Origin of the sequence: Massilia sp. CFBP9026 (assembly GCF_034045165.1) — a bacterium.
Taxonomy (GTDB): domain Bacteria; phylum Pseudomonadota; class Gammaproteobacteria; order Burkholderiales; family Burkholderiaceae_D; genus Telluria; species Telluria arenae.
On record NZ_JAXCWH010000005.1, the window covers coordinates 383154 to 407555 of the forward strand.

The following is a 24402-nucleotide window of genomic DNA, read 5'->3' on the forward strand; positions in this document are numbered from 1 at the left end:
AGCTTAACAAGACATTGGAAAGCTTTCCAGTCCGGCGCCAAAAAAAGGCCGCACGCGGCCGTGGATGAGGCAAACACGCCTCACTCACTTTTACTCTTGCCTTTGCTCTTGCCGCTCTTCGCGCTTTTGGCCTTGGCGCCAACCCTGGCCAGCGAGGCGCGCATGGTCACGTCGACCGGGAAGCTGCGCGCTACCGGGCGCTTCAGGTCGTAGCAGCGGTTCAGCAGGGCGTTGATGCCGTTCTGCGTCATCTCGCGCCACGGCATGTGCACCGAGGTCAGGCGCGGCGCCGAGAATTGCGCGCTCGGCGTGTCGTCGTAGCCGATCACCGACAGGTCGCGCGGCACGCTGATCCCGGCTTCCTGGAAGTACGACAGGGCGCCGACCGCCATCTCGTCGTTGGCGCAGAACAGGGCGGTGCATGGCGTCTTCGATTCGACCAGGGCCTTGGCCGCATGCCAGCCGCCCTGCGGCGAGAAGTCGCTTTCGACCAGCCACACCTTGTCGGTGTCGACGCCGTTGGCCTTCAGCTCGTGCATGAAGCCATCGATACGCGCCACGTTGTCGACCAGCGCGCTGGGGCCGGCGATGACGGCGATGTCGCGGTGGCCATGCTCGAGCAGGGTCTGCGCCGCCAGCCGGCCGCCTTGCGCATGGTCGACCGTGAAGCACTGCTCCGGGATGTCCTTGAAGTCGTGGTTCAGCGCGACGATCAGGCGCCGCTTGCCGCCGAGGGCCGCGATGTCTTCGTCGAGCAGGGCGCTGGTCATCATGATCAGGCCATCGCAGCCACGCTCGATCAGGAACTCGATGCCCTCGATCGCCTGGTTACGCGCGTCGCCCAGGCCGACGCCGAAGGCGACCACCATGTGCAGGCCGGCCGCGCGCAGTTCGGTGTCGATGATCTGCAGGATCGGCGTGTAGAAGGTGCCTGACAACACGGGGATGTAGACGCCGACCATGCGGCTGGTGCCGGACAGCAGGGCGCGCGCCGCGTGCGAGGGACGGAAGCCCAGCTCGTCGATCGCCTTGCGCACGCGTTCGAGCGTGGCCGGCGATACCGAGCCCTTGCCGCTGACCACGCGCGAGGCGGTGCCGAGACCTACTCCAGCCAACCGCGCTACGTCCTTGATTGTCGCCACCGCGATCCCTATTTGATAAATACGTTAATCAAAACAACCGCCAAGCATACTGCATCCGCGTGCGGATGGCATCCATCCGTCATAAGCGTTGTCCATTTTTAGGATCGAACAACGAAACACGGCTTGCGTCGATCGCGAAGCGTACCGTCTGGCCGGATGCCAGCGAACGTCCATCGTGCTCGATGCAGGACAGCGCCTGGCCGCCGCAGTCGAGCCACACCACCTGGTGATTGCCCATCGGTTCGACCAGGGTGACCGTCGCGCTCAAGGGGCCGTTGTCGTCGATGTGAATATGTTCTGGACGCGCGGCCAGCGTGACCGCGCCGGCCGACGCACCGCCTGCGAGTGGCAAGGTGATTACACTGGCGCTGAAGCGGCCTTGCGCATCGACGCTGCCATCGATGAAATTCATCGACGGCGAACCGAGGAAGCCGGCCACGAAGCGGTTGGCCGGCGTGTCGTAGACCTCGGCCGGCGTGCCGATCTGCTGGATGCGGCCGCCCTGCATCACCACGATGCGGGTCGCGAGCGTCATCGCCTCGGCCTGGTCGTGGGTCACATAGATCATGGTCGAGCCGAGCGTCTGGTGCAGCATTTTGAGTTCGCGCCGCAGTTCAGCGCGCAGCTTGGCGTCGAGGTTCGACAGCGGCTCGTCGAACAGGTAGACGCCGGCTTCGCGCACCAGTGCGCGGCCGATCGCGACGCGCTGGCGCTGGCCGCCCGAAAGCTGCGAAGGCTTGCGGTCGAGCAGGGCGTCGAGCTGCAGCATCTCGGCCGTCTTGCGCACGCGACGCTGCACTTCCGCCTTCGGCGTGCCGGAGATTTTGAGGCCAAACGACATATTCTTCTCGACCGTCATGGTCGGATACAGCGCATACGACTGGAACACCATGCCGATGCCACGCTCGCTCGGATCGGCGTAGCTCATGTCGCGCCCGCCGATCTCGATCGCGCCGCCGGACAGGTCGATCAGGCCGGCGATGCTGTGCAACAGGGTCGATTTGCCGCAGCCCGATGGGCCGAGCAGCACGAGAAATTCGCCCGGCTCGATCTGCAAATCGAGATCGCGAATGATCTCGTTGCTGCCGCGGGTGATGCACAGTTTGCGCAGGTGGACGTTGGACATGTCGAGCTTAACCCTAGCCTTTCACGGCGCCGGCGGCGATGCCGCGCACGAACCAGCGTCCGGAGATGAAGTAGATCGCCAGCGGCACCGCGGCCGTCAGGATGGTCGCGGCCATATTGACGTTGTACAGGCGGGTGCCGGTGGTGGTGTTGATCACGTTGTTCAGCTGGACCGTCATCGGCAGGTTCTCGCGACCGGCGAACACCAGGCCCAGGATGTAGTCGTTCCAGACACCGGTGACCTGCATGATCGCGGCCACGACGATGATCGGCAGCGACATCGGCAGCATCACTTGAATAAAAATGCGCCAGAAGCCGCCACCGTCGATGCGCGCGGCCTGGAACAGCTCGTGCGGCACCGAGGCATAGTAGTTACGGAACAAGAGCGTCATGAGCGGCATGCCGAAGATGACGTGGACCACCACGATCGCCGGCAGCGAACCGAACACGCCCGCATGCGCCATCATCCACACCAGCGGATAAATCATGACCTGCACGGGAATGAAGGCGCCGGCCAGCAGCACGCCGAACAGCAGGTTGGCGCCGCGCGGACGCCAGAACGACAGCGCATAGCCGTTGACGGCGCCGAGCAGGATCGGGATCACGGTGCTGGGCACGGCGATCGCCACCGAATTCCAGAAGCCGTGGCTGACCGCGCCCCAGGCTGCGCGCCATGGCTCGAGCGTAGCGGCAGCGGGCAGGGCGAACACATTACCCATGCGGATCTCGTCCATCGGCTTGAACGAGGTGATGATCATGACGTACAGCGGCAGCAAGAAGAACAGGGCGGCGCTGAACAGGAAGGCATAGATGCCGATGCGCGCCGGTGTGAACAGGCGCTTGCGGCGCGCGGTCTGGGTGGCGTGGCCAGGTATGGGTGGCGCGATCGCCTGCAGCGAATGATGGCTCATGCGTGGCCTCCGTTCAGGCGCGCGCGGCGGCTGCGGGCGTAGGCATACGGCGCGAGCAGGGCCAGCACCGGGAGCAGTAGCGTGACCGCGCCGGCCGAGGCCAGGCCGATATTCGAGCGCAGGAACAGGTGGTCCATGATGAACTTGGCCGGCACTTCGCTGGCGATGCCGGGACCGCCCTGGGTCATCGCGACCACGGCGTCGAACAGTTTCACGACCGCGGTGGCCAGCAGCAGGAATACGGTGGCAACCGACGGCCCCAGCATCGGCAGGACGATCTGCAAATACACGCGCCAGGCCGGGATGCCGTCCAGGCGCGCGGCTTTATAAATTTCGGGATCGATGCCGCGCAGGCCGGCCAGCATCAGCGCCATCACCAGGCCCGAGGCCTGCCACACGGTGGCGATGACGACGGTGTAGATCACCAGGTCCTGGTGCACGATCCAGTCGAACGAGAAGCCTGGAAATCCCATCTGGCGCACGGCGCCTTCGATGCCGCTGCCGGGCGCCAGCAGCCATTGCCATACGAGGCCGGTGGCGATGAAGGACATCGCGTACGGATACAGGAACACGGTGCGCAGCAGGCCTTCGCCCTTGACGTTCTGGTCGATGAAGACGGCCAGCAGGAAGCCGATGACCATGCAGGCGACGATGAAGGCCACGCCGTAGACGGCGAGGTTATGCAGCGACAGCAGCCAGCGCTCGTTGTCGAACAGGCGCACGTACTGCGCCGCGCCGATGAAGTTATCGGACGGGAAGGTGCGCGAGGCCGTGAACGAGGTACGCAAGGTCCACAACGCGCCGCCGATATAGGCGCCCAGTACCACCAGCGCCATCGGGAGCAAGGCGAAGTGGGGAGCGAGGCGGACGTAGTGGCGTTGGGCGAGCATGGCGTCAGTATTTGAGGGCGTTGGCGATGCTGCGCTGGACCCGGTCGACGTTCATGTCCATATTCCAGTAGGCGGTCAGGATGTCCTGCATGGCGCCGTTCTGGTCCGGGGTCAGATAGACCTCGGTGACGCCCAGCTGGCGGCTCCGGTCCTTGATGATCTCGATGCCCTTCTGCGCGCACAGGTCGAGCTGCGACGCATCGACATCGGTACGCACCGGGATCGAGCCTTTCAGCTTGCTGAACGAGACTTGCAACTCGGGCTGCGACACGACGTTGGCCAGCAGCTGCTGGGCCTTGATCGCGTCGGCCTTGTTCGTGCGCGGGAAGACGAAGACGTCGCCCTGCATCAGATAGGGCGTGTCGGGCTTGAGACCGGGGATGCAACCGTAGTGCTGGCCGGGCAGCTGGCCGGCATTGGTGAATTCGCCCTTGGCCCAGTCGCCCATCACCTGGAAGCCGGCCTTGCCACTGATGAGCATCGCGGTGGCGTCGTTCCAGTTGCGACCCGGCGAACCTGGATCGACATAGGACTTCATGCGCTTGAAGGTGAGCAGCACGTTGCGAAACTGCGGCGACAGGATGGTGGCCTGGTCGCGGTCGCGGATCACTTTCAGATACAGTTCGCGGCCGCCGATATTGGCCAGCAGGGCCGAGAACAGCACGGTCTCTTGCCACGACTGGCCGCCGTGGGCCAGCGGCACCAGGCCGGCGGCTTTCAGTTTGTCGAGGGCGGCGAAGAGTTCGTCGATGCTGGCCGGCTCCTTGTCGATGCCGGCCTTCTGGAAGGCGGCCTTCGAGTACCAGATCCAGGTCTGCATGTGGATGTTGAGCGGCACCGCGTAGTAGTGGCCGTCGTGCTTGATCACGTCGATCAGCGGCTCGGGCAGGATGCGGTCCCAGTCCTGGGCCTTGGCGACCAGGTCGACGTTGTTGAGCATGTCCTGCTCGATGACGTCGGTGAACTGCTTGGAGGTGTTGAACTGGGCGGCGGTCGGCGGATTGCCGCCGATGATGCGGTTGATGGTGACTGCGCGCGACTGGTCGCCGCCCGCGATGGCGCTGTCGATCCACACGCCGCCGGCAGCGCGATAAGCTTGGGCGACCTGCTTGACGGCGCTCGATTCGCCGCCGGAGGTCCACCAGTGGATGACTTCCGCCTTGGGCGCGGCAGCGTTGGCCAGTGCGAAGCCTAGCGCGAAAGCAGCGGCGCACAGCCATGCGCGGGCTGCAGCCAGGTTGCGGGGTGTGACCATCTTGTCTCCATTGATGCCGTTATTGTTTTGGTAAGTTTGGAAACGTTACCATCGGCTTGGCCCGACTATAGCATCGCGTTAATTCAGGGTCAAATTAAACTTGCAATATGTCATTTTGGCATGAATCTTCAGGAATGATTCAGGTTTGGCGTTGCTCAGGCCTCATATTTACGAGGATACTCCCGGGGAGCTAGGGGTATCGCTATGCCGTCGCATGGCGACCTCATCATCATAATAATTATCCGAGAGACCGACCATGCACAGCGCAATGGCCACCACCGAAATTTACCTGATCGCGATGCTGCTGATCTTCGCCGTCCCCTACCTGATCTGGCGGCTCGGCAATACCGATTACTGGGCGCCGCTGGTCATCGTGCAGATCATCACCGGTGTGCTGCTGGGGCCTGGCGTTCTGGGCAAGGCGTATCCAGAGTATTACAGCTTCGTCTTCAATCCCCAGGTCATTCAATCGCTGAACGGGATCGCCTGGTGGGCGGTGATGATCTTCGTGATGCTGGCGGGGATCGAGCTCGATCTCAAGAAGGCGTGGGAGCATCGGCGCGAGAGCAGTATCACAGCCGGGCTGGCGCTGGGCGTGCCGCTGGTGTTTGGCAGCGTGGTGGCGGCGGGGATGCTGGGGTTCGCTGGCTGGATCGGGCCGCAGGCGCAGGGGTGGCAGTTCGTGCTTGGGGTGGGGATGGCTTGTGCGGTGACTGCGCTGCCTATCCTGATTCTGCTGATGGAAAAGCTGGAGATTTTAAGACAGCCGCTGGGACAGAGGATTTTGCGGTATGCGAGCCTGGACGATATCGCCATCTGGGGCGTGCTGGCGCTGATTCTGCTCGATTGGGAGCGGGTGGGGCGGCAGCTGGGGTTCTTCCTGGTGTTTATCGTGGCGACCAAATTGTTCCGGCGCTTGATGGTGAGTATCCCGGAGCGGGATCGGTGGTTCGTGATGCTGGTGTGGCTGGTGATTTGCGGCTTTGCTGCGGATTGGGCGGGGCTGCACTATATGGTGGGGGCGTTCCTGGCTGGTGCGGTGATGGATGCGGATTGGTTTGATCAGAAGCAGCTCGATTTCTTGCGTCACAACGTCTTGCTGGTGCTGATGCCTGTTTATTTCTTGAGCACCGGGTTGCGTACCAATTGGGCGGTTGGTGGGGCAGCGGTGTTTATTGCCGCGGCGGTGTTGTTGGCGGCGTCGGTGTCGGGCAAGCTGATGGGAGTGCGGATTGCCGGGCGCATTCTTGGCTGGAGCAGGGAAGAGGCGTCGATCATTGGGTGGTTGTTGCAGACCAAGGCGCTGATCATGATCATTTTCTCGAATATCTTGCTCGACAAGGGCGTCATCACCAGTGAGACGTTCACAGCGCTGCTGTTGATGGCGATCGGCAGCACGATGATGACGATTCCGGTGGTGTATCCCAAATTGTTGCATGGTGCCAAGCTAGTGCTCAAGGTGAGATAGCTATCGGACTCAAAGACATGGCGGGAAAATATTTAATTTGACTTCCAGCGCACAGCGCTTTTTCACTACCTTATTGCAAAGACTAGCTTAAAAAATAAACCTGTAGTGAATTTCTTCCAGAAATCGTCTTAGTCTAGCGAACGTCATTTCTTCCGATCTGAATGTATAGACCTTGATACGCTTCATGCCATACTCTTATGATTCCTCATCAACCTTTTAGATAGATGAGTGAGAAAATATAAATAAGTGCCAGTGGCCGTTGATGCTGAATATTTTCAATTAAGGATATTTATTTGGCATCTAAACTAAATCCAGAATCACTTAGCCATTAAAATTTGGTGTTGAAAAATCTCTGCTTGCTGGAATGGCGCGTCTTGATCTTTATTTAAAGATCAAATATCTCTGTGAAAAGTAGAGCGTCTACGCAATATGGCTTATTGACTCAAGAATGCCTTGATATATCTTTGATACCTTTTGTTGCTGTTTTACTTCTCTGAAATTGCAAAGATTAACCACTTCCTTTACATTTTCTTCAGGTGTAGAAGAATTATTTCTCACACTGCGGCGATTTACTAATAAGGTCGCATGTTCAGAAAATGGCGACAGCTGTGGTCGACAAGTTTCTGCAGCGGTATCGAAATCAAAACTAAGCTGTTGTGATGGGATTTTGTTCATTTTGCCCCTCCTGTGGGAGAAGTTTCTTTTCCATTAATGATGCTACTACGATTGCCTCTCGTGAGGGTAACGATTCTAAACTCTTTTCGATACGTGGTCTGGCTTCTTTCAATGGAACTCTAATTAATTTCCCTGCGGACTTCCTGGAATTCGGTGCTACTCTAAATAATGACAAAAATTTAGAGGGTGCAACACCATCATAAGCAAGAACACGTACTTTTTTTGAGTCTAACTCAAGTTCAGAAATCGCGTCGCCATGTAGTTTAATCGCCAAGCTCTTCCTGTACGGTTCGATGTAGTAGACCTCAGTTATTCCAGCGGCAATAATGTGACGAGCACAGGAATGGCAAGGGTACGTAGTAACAAAGATTTTTCCGCCTACAAGCTTGTCTCCCGCAATTCTGCCAGCGCCCAAAATTGCGTGCATCTCTGCATGAATTGCCCTAGAGAATTCTATTAAGCCGCCTAGCTTGCCGCTTTTGCGAAGAAGTGTTCTTGCTTTTTCTTTACTAGTAACTGGAATGATCTCTTTAAGCGCATCAACCAGTTCGTTGGCGAAGAAATTTTTTTCCTCATCATTAAAGCATTTTCCGCCTCCATGATTCCAACACCGACTATCATCGATTCCTTCTTGGTATAAACCACCTCCAAATCGTGGAACGTCGTTCCAGCCAGTACTTAAAACATGCTCGTTCGCATCTGTAACAGCGGCGCCTACTTGGCGAGAGAGGCAGCCAGAATTAGCACTTGCCATTGCTGCCGCATACATTGCTGACTCAGCGGGGGTTGGCGTAATTACTTTCGTTCCTAAAATCAAATGTAGAAAGCGTTCAACCTTTTTTATTGTTTCAGAATCTGTGGTCTTGTCAATGCGAAGAAAGAAATCGCTTTGTGGAAAGGTATCTGATACAGTTTGTCCCGCTTTCGATTCTTCGCCAGAGTCCCTGTCTATAAGTGTGTGAACATCTCCGCCATCCAAGTGATTTCGTTGCGCAATGTTGGTTTCACGAACTGACAACGGAGAAAAGACGCCCACGACATATAACATGTCACGGTAGACAAGTTTGAGCATGGCGAGCTCTTCCTTGTTCTTTATAGAGTCAATGATGTGACAAATTCTGCGCGGAGCGTAGTTATGCGCTTTACTTTCTAATTTGAACTCTTCTCGTTCAAATCGAATTTTTTCAACAGCAAGCTCCGCGAGAATACTTAGGCCGAATCTCTCTCTAAGCTTATTCCCCGCATCAATTTGAGACGTTATGCGTTCGAAAGAATCATTTGCAGGGATTTCAACATCGACTTTCGCCGCGTGATGTCCTATGAAATCACTTAATCTTATTATCTCGGCTTTGTCATATCCAAATGTGTCTCTGATCATCCGCTGAATTTCTTCAGCAACACTGTGAAGCGGCGAGCCAATCGGGCCGCAAAGCGCAATGACTAGCTCTTCAGTGTGCGTCTCGGCGATCTGTTCCGAAGTGCTTCCCTTACTTACCAGCGTGGGAGCCGGGGGCGGAGACGTGCGAGCAGAGGATTTCTTTGCGGACGGCGGTGCCATAGTCTTTATCAATCGTCTCAATCTGTGCGATGTGCAATCGGTGCGTGTAATTTACAGCGATTCATCGATGGCCACAACGGCAAATATCTATGTTGTAATTTTTTAATTTACTTGACTTATGGAAACAGCATATGTGCATTCTCAAAGCTCATATGGCATACAGATGGCACCGACTTAACAAAAAGCCCAGTCGAGTTGACTGGGCTTTTTGTTCGAATGACTGGTGCCGACTGCAGGACTCGAACCCGCCACCTGATGATTACAAATCAACTGCTCTACCTGATGAGCTAAGTCGGCATGACCTTAAGACAACGATTATACGCTATTTGATCCGGGTCAAGGTCGGACGTCCACCCTTCTTGGGCGGCTCATCATCCCCGCCAGGAACAGTAGGCGGCGCATCCGCCACCACCGGCGAATCCACACCCTTCGACGGCACGGCCGACAAGGCCGGCGCAGCCGGCGCACTCTCGGCCGAAGCACCCGACGACTGATCATCAGCCTCAGGCGCCGCACCCACCTCGAACGCCATCCCCTGCCCATTCTCATTGGCATAAATCGCCAACACGTTATGAACCGGGATATAGATCTCGCGCGACACGCCATTGAAGCGCGCACGGAAGTGGATCGCGTCATTGTCCATCTTCAGCCCCGACGTCGCGCCGTAGCTGATGTTCAGGATGATCTCGCCCTTGCGAACATATTCCATCGGCACGGTGGTTCCGCCATCGACCTTGACGGCGATATAGGGCGTGAAGCCGCTGTCCGTGCACCATTCGTAGATGGCGCGCAGCAGGTAGGGTTTGGTGGAGATCTCTGCCATGGTGGTGTTGTCTAGAAATACAGGCGTTTGCGCCAGTTTACCGGAATCGTCCGACGGACGTCCAAAACCGGCGCGTGTGAAGCGATACAGCGAACAGAGGCGGAACGCAAAAGCATCCCACCCCAGAACACATCAACGACGCATCACTTTCTCGGACGGGGTCAGCGCCTCGATATAGGCCGGACGCGAGAAGATACGCTCGGCGTACTTCATCAGCGGCGCCGCGGTCTTCGACAGCTCGATGCCGTAGTGGTCCAGGCGCCAGAGCAGCGGAGCGATCGCGACGTCCAGCATCGAGAACTCGTCACCCAGCATGTACTTGTTCTTGAGGAACAGCGGAGCCAGCGTGGTCAGGCGATCGCGGATTTCCGCGCGGGCCTTGTCGTGGTTCTTGTCGTTCGCCTTGTTGCGCTCGCTTTCCAGCGTGTGCACGTGTACGAACAGCTCTTTCTCGAAGTTGAACAGCATCAGGCGGGCACGGGCGCGCATCAGCGGGTCGGCCGGCATCAGTTGCGGGTGCGGGAAGCGCTCGTCGATGTACTCGTTGATGATGTTCGATTCGTACAGGATGAGTTCGCGCTCGACCAGGATTGGCACCTGGCCGTACGGGTTCATGGTCGAAATATCTTCCGGCTTGTTGAACAGGTCGACGTCGCGCACTTCGAAGTCCATGCCCTTTTCGAACAGGACGAGGCGGCAGCGTTGGGAGAACGGGCACGTGGTGCCGGAGTAGAGAACCATCATGGTTTATAGTTCCTTAAGAAACAAAGGGGTGTAGCGCCAGGGGAACTTTAGTGGCTCCCTAACACTCACCCCAGAAAAATGATTGCCCGTATTATAGCCAACCGGGCAAGGAAAACGAATTACTTCACTTCTTTCCAGTACGATTCGTTCAAACGCCAGGTCAAAAAGACGAATACGGACAGGAACAGCAGCACGATCACGCCCAGCTTTTTGCGGGTGGCCTGGGCCGGTTCGGCCATCCAGACCATATACGCGACCAGGTCGGCAGTGGCTGCGTTGAACTCCTGCTCGCTCATGGTGCCCGGCGATACTTGCTCGTAGCCGGCGAACTTCTGCACCATCTTGCCAGGCTCATGCGGATCGGCTTCTTCGGCGAACTTGGCGGTACGAATCCCCTGTTGCTGCCACATCGCATGCGGCATCGCAACATTCGCTACCACCATATTATTCCACCCGGTCGGGCGGGTTTCGTCCTGGTAGAAGCTGCGCAGATAGGTGTACAGGTAGTCGGCGCCCGATCCGGCCGGCGAGGCTTTTGCCCGTGCGATCACCGACAGGTCCGGCGGCACCGCGCCAAACCAGGCCGCAGCATCTTTCGGGCGCATCGCCGTCGTCATCATGTCGCCGACCTTGTCGGCAGAAAACAACAGATTGTCACGAATCTGGTCTTCCGACAGGCCCAGGTCGCGCAGGCGGTTGTAGCGCATCGAGGCCGCCGCATGGCAATTCAGGCAATAGTTGACGAAGATCTTGGCGCCATTCTGCAGCGAGGCCATGTCGTTGCGGTCCGGTGCACGGTCCAGTGGTATGCCGCCCTCGGCGGCGAAAGCCAGTCCCGGCACCAGCGCCAGGACTGCAATCAGTTTCTTTGCAAACAATTTCATGTCGTGTCCTTGTGCTCTTGTCCGGTGATCAATGCGGGGTGAAGGTGACACGGGTCGGCACCGGCTTGAAGGTGCCCATCGTGCTCCACCACGGCATCAGGAGGAAGAACGCAAAGTAGGCCAGCGTGCACACTTGCGAAATCAGGGTGAACGCGGCGGTCGGCAACTGGGTGCCCAGGTAGCCGAGGGTCACGAACACGAGCGCAAACAGGGCGTACACCCATTTGTGCCAGTTCGGACGGTAGCGCAGCGACTTCGCCGGCGAGTGGTCGAGCCATGGCAGGCCGGCGATGATCATCACCGACGAACCGAACAGCACCACGCCCCAGAATTTCGCGTCCAGCACCTGCGGCAGCATGCCGATCACCAGCAGCAGGCCGACCACGGCGATGATCGCCTTGGTGCGGAAGGCCAGGCGCGACTTGAGCCAGATGAAGGCCACGTACAGGGCGACGCCGGCCATCAGCACGTACATGAAGTCGGCCGTGGTGGCGCGCAGCACCGAGTAGAACGGGGTGAAGTACCAGGTCGGCGCGATGTGGGCCGGGGTCTTCATCGAGTCGGCCGGCAGGAAGTTGTTGTACTCCAAGAAGTAGCCGCCCATCTCTGGTGCGAAGAACACGACTGCCGAGAACAGCAGCAGGAATACCGACACCCCGAACAAATCCTTGGTGGTGTAGTAGGGGTGCGATGGGATCGAGTCGAGCGGATGGCCGTCCGGGCCCAGGTGTTCCTTGACCTCGATGCCGTCCGGGTTGCTCGAGCCCACTTCGTGCAGCGCCGTCAGGTGGGCGGCCACCAGGCCGATGATCACCAGCGGCAGCGCGATCACGTGGAAGGCGAAGAAGCGGTTCAGGGTGGCGTCGGAGACCACGTAGTCGCCGCGAATCCACAGCGACAGGTCTTCGCCGATCACGGGGATGGCGCCGAACAGGTTGACGATCACCTGGGCGCCCCAGTACGACATTTGCCCCCATGGCAGCAGGTAGCCGAAGAAGGCCTCGGCCATCAGGCACAGGAAGATGCCGAAGCCGAACAGCCACACCAGTTCGCGCGGCTTGCGGTAGGAGCCGTACATCAGCCCGCGCGCCATGTGCAGGTAGACCACGATGAAGAAGGCCGAGGCGCCGGTCGAGTGCAGGTAGCGCACCAGCCAGCCCCACGGGACTTCACGCATGATGTATTCGACCGAGCCGAAGGCCAGCGCGGCGTCCGGCTTGTAGTGCATCGTCAGGAAGATGCCGGTGACGATCTGCAGCACCAGCACCAGGGCCGACAGCGAACCGAACAGATACCAGACGTTGAAATTCTTGGGGGCGTAGTACTTGCCCCATTGATCGTTCCACAGTTTCGATGCGGGGAAGCGGTCATCGACCCAGGCCAGGGCTTTCTCTGCTACCGGCGCATCGGCCGGCAGCTTGGTCTCCTTGAATGCACCCATCTTATGCCTCGCCTTTCTCGTCTTTGCCGATCACGAGCTTGTTATCGGACAGATACATATACGGGGGGACATCCATATTCGTCGGCGCCGGCTTGTTCTTGAACACGCGCGCAGAGAGGTCGAAGGTCGAGCCGTGGCAGGGGCAGAGGAAGCCGCCTGGCCAGTTGTCGGGCAGGTTCGGCTGTGGGCCGGAGGCCAGGCGGGAAGAGGGCGAGCAGCCCAGGTGGGAGCAAATGCCCACCGTGACCAGCACTTCCTTGTGCTCGGCGCGCGAGCGGAACGCGTTCTTGGCGTATTCCGGCATCGGCAGCTGGAACACCTTGTCGGAGGCGGGATCGGCCAGTTCGCCCTGGTCCTTCTCGAGCGTGGCCATCATTTCGGGGGTGCGGCGCAGGATCCAGACCGGCTTGCCGCGCCATTCGACGACTTTCATTTCACCGGGAGCGACGTCGGAAATGTCGACTTCAACCGGGGCTCCCGCCGCTTTTGCGCGTTCGGAAGGCTGGAAGGTGCTGACCAGGGCTCCCGCCGTGGACACGCCGACGACGCCACCGGCCGCGCACGTCGCGACCAGCAATCCGCGTCGACCCGGATCGACCTGCTTTTCATTACTCATACCAACCCCACTCCGTGAATATACGAATTTTAAGAATTAATAGCGAGCTTCCAGCATCCAAAATTATATGTGAACGGCAATACCTGAGGGAAAAAAATTGTCTGGGCTACACGCTTTGGCAGAATGGTCTTTTGTGCTCCTGCAGCATTTGACCGAAAGACAGCCCCCGGAGCGTTCGGGTATCATGCAAAGGCTTGTATCAACAACAACCAGGGGAGTCCCAAATGGCGATGATGGAAGAGTTCAAGAAGTTTGCGATGCGCGGCAATGTGATCGACCTTGCCGTCGGTGTGATCATCGGTGGCGCGTTCGCGCGCATCACCGACTCGCTGGTCAAGGACATCGTCATGCCGCCGATCGGCGCCGTACTCGGTGGCCTCGATTTCGCCAACTATTATATTCCTCTCAATAACCAGGGCTATAACCTTCCCTTGGCAGAGGCGCAAAAGGCCGGTGCTGTGTTGGCATACGGTAATTTCTTGACCATCTTGCTGAACTTTATCCTGCTCGCATTCATCATCTTCCAGATGGTGCGCGTGATTAACCGCCTGCGCGGTCCGGCCGAGGAGGCCAAGCCGGCTGCGGCGCCAGTCACGCCGGAAGACATCGTCCTGCTGCGCGAAATCCGGGATTCCCTCAAAAAGTGAAAGACGACCTTGTCCACGAACTGCGGCGTCCGCATCCTTTGCGACGCTTCTGGTTGCTGTTCGCGCAGGCGGTGACGATTGCACTCGCGGCCTGGTTCGTGGTGGCCGCCATGCGGCCCGAATGGCTCGACAGGCCAGATAGCGTCGCGGTCGGCACCCCGGGCAACCCGGTGCCGATGCTGCAGGCGCCGCCACGGGCGGCGGGGGGAAGTTTCCGCGATGCCGCCGCCAAGGCGATGCCGGCCGTGGTCAATATTTACACGAGCAAGGCGTCGCGCCAGTCGCATCCCTTGTTGAAAGATCCGTTCTTCCGTCGCTTCTTTGGCGACCGCGCGCCGCCCGACGAGCAGCTGGCCAGCCTTGGCTCCGGCGTCATCGTCAGCAGCGACGGTTATATCCTGACCAATTTCCATGTGATCGACGGCGCCGATGCGATCGAGGTCGGTCTCGCCGACGGCCGCAAGGCCACGGCGCGCCTGGTCGGTACCGATCCCGAGACCGACCTGGCCGTGATCCGCGTCAGCGAGCGCAACCTGCCGGTAATGGTGCTGGGCGACCCCGAGGGAGCACGCGTGGGCGACGTGGTACTGGCGATCGGCAATCCGTTCGGCGTCGGCCAGACCGTCACCCTGGGCATCATCTCGGCGCTGGGCCGCAACAACCTGCACATCAACCACTTCGAGAATTTCATCCAGACCGATGCGGCGATCAATTTCGGCAATTCGGGCGGGGCCCTGGTCGATACCGATGGCCATTTGCTGGGCATTAATGCGGCCATCTATTCCCAGACCGGCGGCTCGGTCGGGATCGGCTTCGCGATTCCCGTGTCCACCGCCAAGAACGTGCTCGATTCGATCGTCAAGCATGGCAGCGTGGTGCGCGGCTGGATCGGCATCGAATCGCAGGACATTACGCCCGAGCTGGCCGATAGCTTCGGTTTGGCCAAGCGCAGCGGCGCCATCATCGCCGGCGTGGTGCGCGGCGGGCCGGCCGACCGGGCCGGCATCGTGCCGGGCGATATCCTGGTGGCGGTGGCTGGCGAGCCGATCGCCGACACCAGCGAGATGCTGAACCTGATCGCCCAGCTCGCACCCGGCGCCAAGACGCAAATGACGATCCTGCGCAAGCGGCGCGAAGCCACGGTCGACGTGACCGTGGGTCGCCGGCCGCGCCAGGCGCCCTGAACTCTTCTATCGATACCCCGGACCACCATGCATCTGCGCGACCTGACGCAATTTCTCACCGAGCTGAGCGAAAACAACACCCGGCCCTGGTTCCTTTGGAATAAACCGCGCTATGACATCTTGCGCACCGAATTCGAGGAAACGGTCACCGAACTGATCAAGGCCCTGACCAAATTCGACAAGCAGGTGGCGGCCTGCAATCCCAAGAAGGCGATGTTCCGCATCCACCGCGACACCCGCTTTTCGAAGGACAAGACGCCTTATAAAACCCGCTTCTCGGCCGGCATCACCCCGCACGACAAGCGCCGTCCGAGCGCGGGCGGCGGTTCGACCTATTATTTTCATATCGAGCGCGATGGCACTCTGGGCTTCGGCGTGGGCGAGTACCTGCCGCCGGCGCCGCGCCTGAAGGCGATCCGCGAGCACGTGGTCAACGATGCGACGGGTTTCGCCAAAGTATTGAAGAATAAGCATCTTCGCGCCACCTATAATGACATGCTGGAAGAGGACAAGTTGCAGCGTCCACCGAAGGGCTTCGACCCCGATCATCCACATGTCGATTACCTGAAACTGAAAAGCTTCTTCGTGTGGACCGAGGTGAAACTGGACCTGAACGCACCGGATCAACTGGTGCCGCGGCTGGCGCAAGGATTCCAGGACGCCTACGCGCTGGTCAGCTGGCTGCGCAGCGTGCCGGAGCCGCAAGAGGAAGCGACAAACGAATAGAGGAGGGCGACATGGCCTTGCATCACGCAGTATCCGGCGAAAAGATTGCTTTGCAACGCGGCGACGACGACATCGCCCATTTCACCTCGGTGGCTCTGGTCAAGACCGAGCACATGGAACTGATCCGGCTGGTGCTGCCGGTCGAACGGCCGATCCCCGAGCACCGGGTCGATGGCGAAGTGACCATCGTCTGCCTGGAAGGCGAGATCGCAATCGACGCCCACGACAAGACGACGAGCTTGCAGCCGAACGAGATGCTGTACTTGGCGGGCGGCGTGCCGCACACGATCCGCGCCGTGTCGGATGCGGTGGCGCTGATGACCATTTTGATGGCGCCGCAGCGTTAAGGCGGGTGGCGTGGACGGCTTGCCGTCCACGCCACATCTCAAGAAATCACGCCAGTTCCACCCGCGGATCCCGCGCCAGCAACTGCGCCGCCATCTGCGCCGCATCCACGCCGTCGAACAACACGCTGGCCACCGCCTCGGTGATCGGCATATCGACTTCCATCCGGCGCGCCAGCTCGCGCACCGCCTTGGCGCATGGCACCCCTTCGGCAACATGCCCCAGGTCCGCCACGATCGTGGCCAGCGCCTTGCCCTCGGCCAGCGCCAGGCCGACTCTCCGGTTGCGCGACAGGTCGCCGGTGCAGGTCAGGATCAGGTCGCCCATTCCCGACAGCCCCATGAAGGTGCCCGGCTGCGCGCCCAGCGCCAGCCCCAGGCGGGTGATCTCGGCCAGGCCGCGCGTGATCAGCGCGGCTCTAGCATTCAGGCCCAGGCCCAGGCCATCGGCGGCGCCGGTGGCGATCGCCATCACGTTCTTGACCGCGCCGCCCACTTCCACGCCGACCAGGTCGTCGTGCGAGTAGACACGCAGATTGTCGGCATGGGCCGCCGCCACCACGCGCTCGCGCAGTTCGGCCGACGTCGAGGCCACGGTGAGTGCGCACGGCAGGCCGCGCGCCACTTCCTGGGCGAACGAGGGGCCGGACAGCGCCGCACCCGGCACGCTGTCGCCCAGCACCTGCGCCACCACCTGGTGCGGCAGCAGGCCGGTGCCGGCTTCGAAGCCCTTGCACAGCCAGACGACGTTCGGGATAGCGCGGCCGCGCAACTGCTCCAGCAGGGGGCGCAGGCCGGCCACCGGGCAAGCCAAGATCAAGAGCGGCGCGTCTTCTGCCGCGCCGGTGGCCACGTGAGCGAGCGCCGCCTCGAAATCGGCGCTCACGCGCAAGGCGGGCGGCAACGGATGGCCCGGCAGGTAGGCCAGGTTGTCGCGCGCGGCGTCGGTATCCGCCATTTGCTGCGGATTGCGGCCCCACAGCAGCACGTCATGGCGCGCGGCCAGGGCGATGGCGACGGCAGTGCCCCAGGCGCCGGCGCCGAGGACGGTGATCTTGGTGTTGGGTTTATTCTGTTGCATGGAACTCCTGGAGTGGATTACAGGCCCCAGATGTCCGAGACCTTGATATAGCCGATGATGCCGTCGCGATGGCGCACGCGCGCCCAGACGACGGCATGGGGATCGGCCAGTTCAAGTAAAACGCCCTTGTCGGCCGTCATCAGGACCGCCGAGGTTTCATCGGGGCCGGAATGGACCCGGCTACCGGGCGTGCGTACCAGCACATTGCGTCGCGCGGCCAGCGAATTTGCCGGCGTCCAGGCCACGTCGCCGTTCATGTCGCGCACCTTGACCCAGCTGCCATAGGCAATCATGACCTGCAGCGGCATGCCGGGCGGCGCCAGATAGAGTTTGTTTCCCTTGGCCGATGGCGTCTGGTACAGGATCGCCGGGGCGGTGCCGACCGTCTTGAAATCGAAGGCGTGAGCGCTCGGCGCGGCCAGCACTGTCATTGCCAACAGTGGAGCAGCTGCAAGAAGTCGGGAAGGGAGCATGGCGGGCCTGGGGTTGTAGGTGGAACCGCGACGCCAAAGGGCTGGCACGGACGCGACCTGGGCCGCGTCCGTCATGGTGGTGCTTAGTTTGCCGGTGCGGTGGCTGCTTCAGCCATGGCCGCGGCGCGCTGCTGGTAGAACGCTTCGAAGTTGATCTCGGCCAGGTGCACTGGCGGGAAGCCGGCACGGCTGATCACGTCGGCGATGTTCGCGCGCAGGTATGGGTAGATGATGTTCGGGCAGCCGATGCCCAGCAGCGGATCCATCTGCTCGGCAGGGATGTTGCGGGCTTCGAAGATGCCAGCCTGCTTGCCTTCCACCAGGAACGCAACCTTGTCCTTGACCTTGGCGGTGACGGTGATCGTCACGGTCGACTCGTAGATGCCTTCGGCGATGCTTTCGGCGCCGACGTCGAGCGACACTTCGATTGCCGGCGCTTCCTGCTCCAGGAAGATCGATGGCGAATTCGGTTGCTCCAGCGACATGTCTTTCAGGTAGACGCGTTGGATTTGGAATACTGGTTGCAGAGTTTCGTCAGACATGGAACGCTTTCTAATAATAGTGGGAAGCAGATCGCCAGTTTGGCAGGCCGCTCCGGGGTGCTTGGGTCAAACGCGACGACAATTGTAGCAAAACCAACTTGGAAGCAATAGCGGCTTTGCCGCCCGCCGCCGCGTTCAGCCCAATTAGCTTACTCGCCCTTGAGCATCGGGTCCAGGCGTCCTGCCTGGTCCAGCGCATACAAATCGTCGAAACCGCCGACGTGGGTGTCTCCAACGTAGATCTGCGGCACGGTGCGGCGGCCGGTGCGCTGCATCATGATCTGGCGCTGTTCCGGGTCGAGGTCGACGCGGATGCGTTCGATGTCATGCACGCCCTTGGCTTCGAGCAGGCGCTCGGCGCGCACGCAATAAGGGCAGGCTGCGGTGTGGTAGAGAACGACGTGGGCTGTCATGCTGAATCCTTTCGTGTCTGCCAGCCCGAACACCGGGCCGGCGGGTTTAGGGCACCTCGAAAAACCTGCTGCGCGTTGCAGTTTCAGTCTGCGATGCTCACCGTACGCCCGTACGGTTGCGCTTCTCGACCGAAACTGCTGCCGCTCGCGACGGTTTTTCGAGGGCCCTTTACTTGGTGACCGGCAGTCCTGCAGCCGTCCAGGCCGTCAGGCCGCCTTCCAGGCTGTGGACGTCTTCGAAGCCGGCCGCCTGCAGCTGGCGTGCGGCCTTGTCGCCACGGGCGCCGGTCTGGCACACCACCACGACGGTACGGCTCTTCGACTTGTCCAGTTCGCCGATGCGATTGCCCAAGTCTGCCAGCGGGATGTGTTTCGCGTCGCGCAGGTGGCCTGCCGCGAATTCTTCCGCGCTGCGTACGTCCACCACGGTGGTCTTGCCGCGGTTGATCATCTGCGTCACCTGCAGCGGCGTGGCGCGTTTTCCGCGCGGCGCCAGTGCCGGCCACAGCAGGGCGAGGCCCGAAATCACAGCGATCGCAACAACGAAGATATTATCGAGTAAGAAATTCACAAGGGTTCCGATTGGTTGAACTGAATCGGGGCATTATAAAATAGATGCCGGACCGGACTTCAACCAGAATTTTTTCGAGAAGAAGAGACTAATGTACAAGATCGTATTCATGCGCCACGGCGAATCCACCTGGAACCTGGAAAACCGCTTCACCGGCTGGACCGACGTCGACCTGACCGAAAAAGGCGTGGCCGAGGCGAAAAGCGCCGGCCGCGTGCTCAAGCAAGCCGGCTTCACCTTCGACGTGGCCTATACCTCGGTGCTCAAGCGCGCCATCCGCACCCTGTGGCTGGCGATGGACGAGATGGACGCGATGTACCTGCCGGTCAAGAACGACTGGCGCCTGAACGAACGCCACTACGGCGCGCTGCAGGGCCTGGACAAGGCCGAGACTGCCGCCAAGTTCGGCGACGAGCAGGTGCTGGTCTGGCGCCGCAGCTACGACACCCCGCCGCCGGCGCTGGAAAAGGACGACGAACGCACCTCGTTCGGCGACCCGCGCTATGCAGCGCTCACCGACGAGCAGATCCCGCTGACCGAATGCCTGAAGGACACCGTGGCGCGCGTGATGCCGGCCTGGAACGACGAGATCGCCCCGGCCATCCGCGCCGGCAAGAAGATCCTGATCTCGGCCCACGGCAATAGCCTGCGCGCCATCATCAAGATGCTGGACAATATCAGCGACGCCGACATCGTCGGCCTGAACATCCCCAACGGCCAGCCGCTGGTGTATGAGCTGGACGCCGACCTCAAGCCGATCAAGCACTACTACCTGGGCGACCAGGAAGCGATCGCCGCCGCCATGGCGGCCGTGGCCAACCAAGGGAAGGCAAAGTAAGTCTTGCGTTTGCCATTCATGAAGGGAGCCGGCAGCGTACTCATGAGTACGTTGCTGGCGGTCGCGCTGTCGAGCGCGTTCGCAACCGACGCCTGGGCCCAGCGCCAGACCGAGCGCAGCCGCCAGAAGGCGGCGGCCGAGAAGCAGCGCGCCGGCATCCAGCAAAAGCTGCAGGCGATCAAGCGCGACATCAGCCAGACCGAAAGCGCCAGGGAAGACGCGGCCGACACGCTGGCCGAGTCCGAGGCCGCCATCTCCGACGCCAACCGGGCGCTGCGCGACCTGCAGGAAGAGCAGGGCGCCACCAACACGCGCTTGCAAGACCTGGCCGCGCAGCAGGAACAGCTGAACGAGACCATCGCCGCCCAGCAAAAGCAGCTGGCCAAGCTGTTGCGAGAACACTATGTGGCTGGCAACGAAGACCGGATCAAGCTGCTGCTGTCCGGGGATAACCCGAACCGCATCAGCCGCGACCTGCAGCTGATGGCCTACGTCTCCCAGGCGCAGGCGCGCCTGCTCGGTTCGCTGCGCGGCAACCTGGTGCAGGTCGAGGCTAACCGCGACCAGGTCGAGAACGCCCAGCAAGAGCTGGAAGAAATCGCCCAGGAGCAGCTCGACCAGAAGGCGCTGCTGGAGAAGGAAAAAGCCAAGCGCGCTGCGCTGCTCAACACCTTGTCGACCCGCCTGGCCGACCAGCGCAAAGAGGCCAGCCGCCTGGCGCAGGACGAGGAACGCATGGTGGGCCTGGTGACCCGCCTCGAGCGCCTGATCCGCGAGCAGGAAGAAGCCGAGCGCAAGCGTCAGGCCGCCCTTGCCGCGAAGCGTGCGAAAGCAAAAGCCGCGGCCGAGGCGAAAGCGAAGGCGCTGGCGGTCGCGCGCGCGAAAGCGGCGGCCGAGAAGGCCGAGCGCGACCGCGAACGCGAGCGCATCGCGCGCGAAAACGCCAAGCCGGGCGCCAAGCCCAAGCCGATGCCCGAGCCGATCAAGGAAGCACCGATCCTGGCCCAGGAGCCGGACCAGGAAGACGCCGGCCCGAGCGAACCGCCGCCGCCGATCCTGGGGCCGGCCGCAGCCAGTGGCTCGTTCACGGCGCTAAAGGGCCGCATGGCCAGCCCGGTCAACGGCAGCGTCGTGGCCCGCTTCGGCGGACGCCGCGGCGACGGTCCGACCTGGAAGGGCAATTTCATCAAGGCCGCCGAAGGATCCGAGGTGCGGGCCGTGGCGCCGGGCCGGGTGGTCCACGCCGACTGGATGCGCGGCTTCGGCAACCTGATCATCATCGACCACGGCGACGGCTACCTGTCGATCTACGGCAATAACCAGTCGCTGCTCAAGCGTCCCGGCGACAGCGTGCGCGCCGGCGAGGCGGTGGCCAGCGCCGGCAATACCGGTGGCAACGAGGAATCGGGGCTATACTTTGAGCTCAGGCATCGTGGCAAGGCCATCGATCCGGCGGGCTGGGTCCGGTTCTAGGTACAACAAGGGTCAACATGGGCATGAAAGCAAAGCATTTCGGGCTGGTCGGCGTGGGCGTGCTGGTTGGCGTGGCGGCATCGTTCCAGCTGTCGGCCCATGCGCAAAAGGCCGGCGCGCCCTTGCCGCTCGACGAGCTGCGCCAGCTGGCCGACGTGTATGGCCTGATCAAGACCGACTACGTCGAGCCGGTGGAAGATAAAAAACTGCTGTCGGAAGCGATCGGCGGCATGGTCGCCTCGCTCGACCCGCATTCGGTCTACCTCGATCCCAAGGCCTTCCGCGACATGCGCGAGGCGGTGCAGGGAAAATTCGTGGGGGTCGGCGTCGAGATCTCGAACGAGGACGGCTATATCAAGGTGGTGTCGCCGATCGAGGATACGCCCGCCTTCAAGGCCGGCGTCAAGCCGGGCGACCTGATCACCCGCATCGACAATGTCCCCGTGCGCAATATGTCGTCCGACGAGGCGATCAAGCGCATGCGCGGCAAGGTCGGCAGCAAGGTCACGCTCACCATCGCCCGTCCCGGCGAAGACAAGCCCTGGGTGGTGCCGATCGCGCGCCAGGAAATCAAGGTCGTCAGCGTCAAGGCCAAGATGGTCGAGCCCGGCTATGCCTGGTTGCGCATCAGCCAGTTCCAGGAAAACACGCTGGACGAGCTGGCCAAGAAAACCCAAGAACTGTACGCCGAACAACCCGACATCAAGGGCCTGGTGCTCGACCTGCGCAACGACCCGGGCGGCCTGCTGCCGGGCGCGATCGGCGTCTCGGCCGCCTTCCTGCCGCAGCCGGACCAGGTGATCGTGTCCACCAAGGGCCAGATTGCGGATTCGAACCAGGCCTTCTATGGCCGGCGCGAGTTCTATGCCCAGCGCGGCGACCCGCTTGCAGGCTTGCCGGCCGGCCTCAAATCGGTGCCGATGGTGGTGCTGGTCAATGGCGGCTCGGCTTCGGCTTCCGAAATCGTGGCCGGCGCGCTGCAGGATTACCAGCGCGCGATCGTGATGGGCAGCCGCACCTTCGGCAAGGGCTCGGTGCAGACCTTGCGGCAACTGTCGGAAGACACCGCGATCAAGCTGACCACGGCGCGCTACTACACGCCAAAAGGGCGGCCGATCCAGGCCACCGGCATCGAACCCGATATGCGGGTCGATGAAAGCGCCGAGGGCGACCTGCTGAACGCCCTGCGCGTGCGCGAAGCGGACTTGCAGCGCCACCTGGCGGCCGAAGGCGAGAAGGAAGCGGCGCCCAAGGACCAGAACCCCAGCCTGGCGCAGCAGCAGCGCGCGCTGGCCCTGCTGAAGGACCGCAAGCCGATCGAGTTCGGCGGCCAGGACGATTTCCAGCTGGCGCAGGCGATCAAGCATTTCAAGGGCCAGCCGGTGCAATTGGCCAAGGGCGTGCCCGACGAAGACAAACCCGCGCCGGCGCCATTGCCGGGGGCGGAGCATAAATTGCCTGAATTGAAGGCGCCGCCGAAGAAATGATGTTGGGGTGGTGCGGGCTGAGCTTGGATCCCCGCCTGCGCGGGGATGACGTACTCAGGGACGTGGCCGAAGTCGAGCTTGAAGCAATCCTCACACGTCTCTCAACGTCGTCCCCGCGCAGGCGGGGACCCAAGTCCTGCCAGCCCACCCGCGGCCTAAAACCATGAACGACAACCAGCTCCTGCGCTACTCGCGCCACATCCTGCTCGACGACATCGGCATTGAAGGCCAGCAGCGCCTGCTCGAGGCCCATGCCCTGGTGATCGGCGCCGGCGGCCTCGGCTCGCCGGCCGCGCTCTACCTGGCGTCGGGCGGCATCGGCCGCATCACCCTGGTCGACGACGACACGGTCGACCTGACCAACCTGCAGCGCCAGGTCATGCACACGACCGCGCGCATCGGCCAGCCCAAGGTCGAGTCCGGGCGCGCGGCCCTGCTCGCGATCAATCCCGAGATCGAGGTGGTCGCCCTGAACGAACGGGCCGGCCCCGAGCGCCTGCTGGCGCTAGTGCGCACGGCCACCGTCGTGCTCGACTGCAGCGACAACTTCGCCACCCGCCACGCCGTCAACCGCGCCTGCGTCGCAGCCGGCGTGCCGCTGGTGTCGGGGGCGGCGATCCGCTTCGACGGCCAGCTGTCCGTGTTCGACCCGCGCCAGCCCGATGCCCCGTGCTATGCCTGCCTGTTCCCTGAAGACAGCGGCTTTGAGGACGTTGCCTGCAGCACCATGGGGGTGTTCGCCCCGCTTGTCGGCATCGTCGGCGCGGTCCAGGCCGCCGAAGCGATGAAGCTGATCGCGGGCGTCGGCGAGCCCTTGGTCGGCCGCCTTCTGATGCTGGACGGGAAATACATGGAGTGGACTGGCGTCAAGGTGGCGCGCAATGCCGATTGCCCGGTGTGCGCCAGGCGGAGCGAGGTTTGATGAGGACTGCCTTAATCGCGCGGATCCAAGGTGTCGTGACAGGCGTAGGTAGCTTACAATTGCACACCCGCCGCCGGTAGCGATGTAATCATTCGCACAGTAATTGTACGCAGACTCATCCGCAGTATTATCTTGTCATATTTCGGCCGTATACTGTCCCGGCTCCACC

General features: G+C 61.4%; 26 protein-coding genes and 1 tRNA gene. 9 read left to right on the forward strand and 18 right to left on the reverse strand.

The features are described from left to right. Nucleotides 1-80: 80 nt before the first annotated feature. The 5 genes from SOM28_RS15000 to SOM28_RS15020 form a co-directional block, all read right to left on the reverse strand. The gene (locus SOM28_RS15000; protein WP_320468594.1) at nt 81-1142 is read right to left on the reverse strand and encodes a LacI family DNA-binding transcriptional regulator; all 1062 of its coding nucleotides are present in this window, start codon (nt 1140-1142) and stop codon (nt 81-83) included. Nucleotides 1143-1221: 79 nt separating this feature from the next. Further along, nucleotides 1222-2268: an ABC transporter ATP-binding protein gene (locus SOM28_RS15005; RefSeq protein ID WP_320468595.1), complete on the reverse strand. Its 1047-nt coding sequence runs from the start codon at nt 2266-2268 to the stop codon at nt 1222-1224. A 13-nt stretch (nt 2269-2281) separates the two neighbouring features. After that, entirely contained in the window at nt 2282-3178 is an 897-nt protein-coding gene (locus SOM28_RS15010) for a carbohydrate ABC transporter permease (RefSeq protein WP_320468596.1), read from the reverse strand. Continuing rightward, nucleotides 3175-4068, reverse strand: a complete 894-nt coding sequence (locus SOM28_RS15015; protein WP_320468597.1) for a carbohydrate ABC transporter permease — start codon at nt 4066-4068, stop codon at nt 3175-3177. The genes SOM28_RS15010 and SOM28_RS15015 overlap by 4 nt, the downstream gene beginning before the upstream one ends. A 4-nt stretch (nt 4069-4072) precedes the next feature. After that, on the reverse strand, nt 4073-5323 hold the full coding sequence (locus tag SOM28_RS15020; RefSeq protein WP_320468598.1) for an ABC transporter substrate-binding protein: 1251 nt from the start codon (nt 5321-5323) through the stop codon (nt 4073-4075). A 268-nt stretch (nt 5324-5591) separates the two neighbouring features. Between SOM28_RS15020 and SOM28_RS15025 the strand changes: the two genes are divergently transcribed. Further along, nucleotides 5592-6791: a cation:proton antiporter gene (locus tag SOM28_RS15025; RefSeq protein ID WP_414675177.1), complete on the forward strand. Its 1200-nt coding sequence runs from the start codon at nt 5592-5594 to the stop codon at nt 6789-6791. 420 nt (nt 6792-7211) lie between these two features. Here the strand turns inward: SOM28_RS15025 and SOM28_RS15030 are convergent, their stop codons facing one another. The 8 genes from SOM28_RS15030 to petA form a co-directional block, all read right to left on the reverse strand. Next, nucleotides 7212-7466: a hypothetical protein gene (locus SOM28_RS15030; RefSeq protein ID WP_320468600.1), complete on the reverse strand. Its 255-nt coding sequence runs from the start codon at nt 7464-7466 to the stop codon at nt 7212-7214. Next, nucleotides 7438-9024: an anti-phage dCTP deaminase gene (locus SOM28_RS15035; RefSeq protein WP_320468601.1), complete on the reverse strand. Its 1587-nt coding sequence runs from the start codon at nt 9022-9024 to the stop codon at nt 7438-7440. The genes SOM28_RS15030 and SOM28_RS15035 overlap by 29 nt, the downstream gene beginning before the upstream one ends. A gap of 221 nt (nt 9025-9245) precedes the next feature. After that, nucleotides 9246-9321, reverse strand: a tRNA-Thr gene (locus tag SOM28_RS15040). 25 nt (nt 9322-9346) lie between these two features. Further along, nucleotides 9347-9847, reverse strand: a complete 501-nt coding sequence (locus SOM28_RS15045) for a ClpXP protease specificity-enhancing factor (RefSeq protein ID WP_320468602.1) — start codon at nt 9845-9847, stop codon at nt 9347-9349. Nucleotides 9848-9979: 132 nt separating this feature from the next. Continuing rightward, nucleotides 9980-10591 carry a glutathione S-transferase N-terminal domain-containing protein gene (locus SOM28_RS15050; protein WP_005663771.1) on the reverse strand — a complete coding sequence of 204 codons (612 nt, stop codon included), beginning with the start codon at nt 10589-10591 and terminating at the stop codon, nt 9980-9982. Nucleotides 10592-10710: 119 nt separating this feature from the next. Then, nucleotides 10711-11475 carry a cytochrome c1 gene (locus SOM28_RS15055; protein ID WP_123069261.1) on the reverse strand — a complete coding sequence of 255 codons (765 nt, stop codon included), beginning with the start codon at nt 11473-11475 and terminating at the stop codon, nt 10711-10713. A gap of 28 nt (nt 11476-11503) precedes the next feature. Beyond that, entirely contained in the window at nt 11504-12916 is a 1413-nt protein-coding gene (locus SOM28_RS15060) for a cytochrome b (RefSeq protein WP_147935162.1), read from the reverse strand. Between the two features lies 1 nt (nt 12917). After that, entirely contained in the window at nt 12918-13532 is a 615-nt protein-coding gene (gene petA, locus SOM28_RS15065; protein ID WP_123069259.1) for a ubiquinol-cytochrome c reductase iron-sulfur subunit, read from the reverse strand. 224 nt (nt 13533-13756) lie between these two features. Here petA and mscL point away from each other — a divergent pair, with 224 nt between their 5' ends. The 4 genes from mscL to SOM28_RS15085 are packed head-to-tail and all read left to right on the forward strand — an operon-like array spanning nt 13757 to nt 16436. Then, a complete protein-coding gene (mscL, locus tag SOM28_RS15070) occupies nt 13757-14179 on the forward strand; it encodes a large conductance mechanosensitive channel protein MscL (RefSeq protein WP_123069258.1) in 423 nt (140 codons plus the stop codon). A 38-nt stretch (nt 14180-14217) separates the two neighbouring features. Further along, nucleotides 14218-15363, forward strand: coding sequence for a Do family serine endopeptidase (locus tag SOM28_RS15075; RefSeq protein WP_320468642.1), 1146 nt, complete (start codon nt 14218-14220; stop codon nt 15361-15363). 27 nt (nt 15364-15390) lie between these two features. Further along, entirely contained in the window at nt 15391-16089 is a 699-nt protein-coding gene (locus SOM28_RS15080; protein WP_123069257.1) for a DUF2461 domain-containing protein, read from the forward strand. An 11-nt stretch (nt 16090-16100) separates the two neighbouring features. Beyond that, nucleotides 16101-16436, forward strand: a complete 336-nt coding sequence (locus SOM28_RS15085) for a cupin domain-containing protein (protein ID WP_320468603.1) — start codon at nt 16101-16103, stop codon at nt 16434-16436. 46 nt (nt 16437-16482) lie between these two features. Here the strand turns inward: SOM28_RS15085 and SOM28_RS15090 are convergent, their stop codons facing one another. From SOM28_RS15090 to SOM28_RS15110, 5 genes are all read right to left on the reverse strand, one after another. After that, complete coding sequence (locus tag SOM28_RS15090; RefSeq protein WP_320468604.1) at nt 16483-17514, reverse strand: NAD(P)H-dependent glycerol-3-phosphate dehydrogenase; 1032 nt, start codon at nt 17512-17514, stop codon at nt 16483-16485. 17 nt (nt 17515-17531) lie between these two features. Further along, entirely contained in the window at nt 17532-17945 is a 414-nt protein-coding gene (locus tag SOM28_RS15095) for an SH3 domain-containing protein (protein WP_320468643.1), read from the reverse strand. A gap of 125 nt (nt 17946-18070) precedes the next feature. Beyond that, on the reverse strand, nt 18071-18529 hold the full coding sequence (secB, locus tag SOM28_RS15100; RefSeq protein WP_123069253.1) for a protein-export chaperone SecB: 459 nt from the start codon (nt 18527-18529) through the stop codon (nt 18071-18073). A gap of 149 nt (nt 18530-18678) precedes the next feature. Continuing rightward, complete coding sequence (gene grxC / locus SOM28_RS15105; protein ID WP_005663754.1) at nt 18679-18942, reverse strand: glutaredoxin 3; 264 nt, start codon at nt 18940-18942, stop codon at nt 18679-18681. Between the two features lie 169 nt (nt 18943-19111). Continuing rightward, on the reverse strand, nt 19112-19513 hold the full coding sequence (locus SOM28_RS15110; protein WP_123069252.1) for a rhodanese-like domain-containing protein: 402 nt from the start codon (nt 19511-19513) through the stop codon (nt 19112-19114). Nucleotides 19514-19604: 91 nt separating this feature from the next. Here SOM28_RS15110 and gpmA point away from each other — a divergent pair, with 91 nt between their 5' ends. The 4 genes from gpmA (at nt 19605) to SOM28_RS15130 (ending at nt 24233) form a co-directional block, all read left to right on the forward strand. Further along, nucleotides 19605-20351, forward strand: a complete 747-nt coding sequence (gpmA, locus tag SOM28_RS15115; protein ID WP_320468605.1) for a 2,3-diphosphoglycerate-dependent phosphoglycerate mutase — start codon at nt 19605-19607, stop codon at nt 20349-20351. Between the two features lie 42 nt (nt 20352-20393). Next, nucleotides 20394-21824 carry a murein hydrolase activator EnvC family protein gene (locus SOM28_RS15120; protein WP_320468606.1) on the forward strand — a complete coding sequence of 477 codons (1431 nt, stop codon included), beginning with the start codon at nt 20394-20396 and terminating at the stop codon, nt 21822-21824. A 17-nt stretch (nt 21825-21841) separates the two neighbouring features. Further along, complete coding sequence (locus tag SOM28_RS15125; RefSeq protein ID WP_320468607.1) at nt 21842-23311, forward strand: S41 family peptidase; 1470 nt, start codon at nt 21842-21844, stop codon at nt 23309-23311. A gap of 163 nt (nt 23312-23474) precedes the next feature. Further along, nucleotides 23475-24233, forward strand: coding sequence for a HesA/MoeB/ThiF family protein (locus SOM28_RS15130; protein ID WP_320468608.1), 759 nt, complete (start codon nt 23475-23477; stop codon nt 24231-24233). Nucleotides 24234-24402 lie beyond the last annotated feature (169 nt).

What these genes read in the sequence shown, in the direction of transcription:
- SOM28_RS15005 (WP_320468595.1), bottom strand. Translation starts at nt 2,268, where the DNA reads ATGTCCAACGTCCACCTGCGCAAACTGTGCATCACCCGCGGCAGCAAC.
- SOM28_RS15010 (WP_320468596.1), bottom strand. Translation starts at nt 3,178, where the DNA reads ATGAGCCATCATTCGCTGCAGGCGATCGCGCCACCCATACCTGGCCAC.
- SOM28_RS15015 (WP_320468597.1), bottom strand. Translation starts at nt 4,068, where the DNA reads ATGCTCGCCCAACGCCACTACGTCCGCCTCGCTCCCCACTTCGCCTTG.
- SOM28_RS15020 (WP_320468598.1), bottom strand. Translation starts at nt 5,323, where the DNA reads ATGGTCACACCCCGCAACCTGGCTGCAGCCCGCGCATGGCTGTGCGCC.
- SOM28_RS15025 (WP_414675177.1), top strand. Translation starts at nt 5,592, where the DNA reads ATGGCCACCACCGAAATTTACCTGATCGCGATGCTGCTGATCTTCGCC.
- SOM28_RS15030 (WP_320468600.1), bottom strand. Translation starts at nt 7,466, where the DNA reads ATGAACAAAATCCCATCACAACAGCTTAGTTTTGATTTCGATACCGCT.
- SOM28_RS15035 (WP_320468601.1), bottom strand. Translation starts at nt 9,024, where the DNA reads ATGGCACCGCCGTCCGCAAAGAAATCCTCTGCTCGCACGTCTCCGCCC.
- SOM28_RS15045 (WP_320468602.1), bottom strand. Translation starts at nt 9,847, where the DNA reads ATGGCAGAGATCTCCACCAAACCCTACCTGCTGCGCGCCATCTACGAA.
- SOM28_RS15050 (WP_005663771.1), bottom strand. Translation starts at nt 10,591, where the DNA reads ATGATGGTTCTCTACTCCGGCACCACGTGCCCGTTCTCCCAACGCTGC.
- SOM28_RS15055 (WP_123069261.1), bottom strand. Translation starts at nt 11,475, where the DNA reads ATGAAATTGTTTGCAAAGAAACTGATTGCAGTCCTGGCGCTGGTGCCG.
- SOM28_RS15060 (WP_147935162.1), bottom strand. Translation starts at nt 12,916, where the DNA reads ATGGGTGCATTCAAGGAGACCAAGCTGCCGGCCGATGCGCCGGTAGCA.
- petA (WP_123069259.1), bottom strand. Translation starts at nt 13,532, where the DNA reads ATGAGTAATGAAAAGCAGGTCGATCCGGGTCGACGCGGATTGCTGGTC.
- mscL (WP_123069258.1), top strand. Translation starts at nt 13,757, where the DNA reads ATGGCGATGATGGAAGAGTTCAAGAAGTTTGCGATGCGCGGCAATGTG.
- SOM28_RS15080 (WP_123069257.1), top strand. Translation starts at nt 15,391, where the DNA reads ATGCATCTGCGCGACCTGACGCAATTTCTCACCGAGCTGAGCGAAAAC.
- SOM28_RS15085 (WP_320468603.1), top strand. Translation starts at nt 16,101, where the DNA reads ATGGCCTTGCATCACGCAGTATCCGGCGAAAAGATTGCTTTGCAACGC.
- SOM28_RS15090 (WP_320468604.1), bottom strand. Translation starts at nt 17,514, where the DNA reads ATGCAACAGAATAAACCCAACACCAAGATCACCGTCCTCGGCGCCGGC.
- SOM28_RS15095 (WP_320468643.1), bottom strand. Translation starts at nt 17,945, where the DNA reads ATGACAGTGCTGGCCGCGCCGAGCGCTCACGCCTTCGATTTCAAGACG.
- secB (WP_123069253.1), bottom strand. Translation starts at nt 18,529, where the DNA reads ATGTCTGACGAAACTCTGCAACCAGTATTCCAAATCCAACGCGTCTAC.
- grxC (WP_005663754.1), bottom strand. Translation starts at nt 18,942, where the DNA reads ATGACAGCCCACGTCGTTCTCTACCACACCGCAGCCTGCCCTTATTGC.
- gpmA (WP_320468605.1), top strand. Translation starts at nt 19,605, where the DNA reads ATGTACAAGATCGTATTCATGCGCCACGGCGAATCCACCTGGAACCTG.
- SOM28_RS15120 (WP_320468606.1), top strand. Translation starts at nt 20,394, where the DNA reads ATGAGTACGTTGCTGGCGGTCGCGCTGTCGAGCGCGTTCGCAACCGAC.
- SOM28_RS15125 (WP_320468607.1), top strand. Translation starts at nt 21,842, where the DNA reads ATGGGCATGAAAGCAAAGCATTTCGGGCTGGTCGGCGTGGGCGTGCTG.
- SOM28_RS15130 (WP_320468608.1), top strand. Translation starts at nt 23,475, where the DNA reads ATGAACGACAACCAGCTCCTGCGCTACTCGCGCCACATCCTGCTCGAC.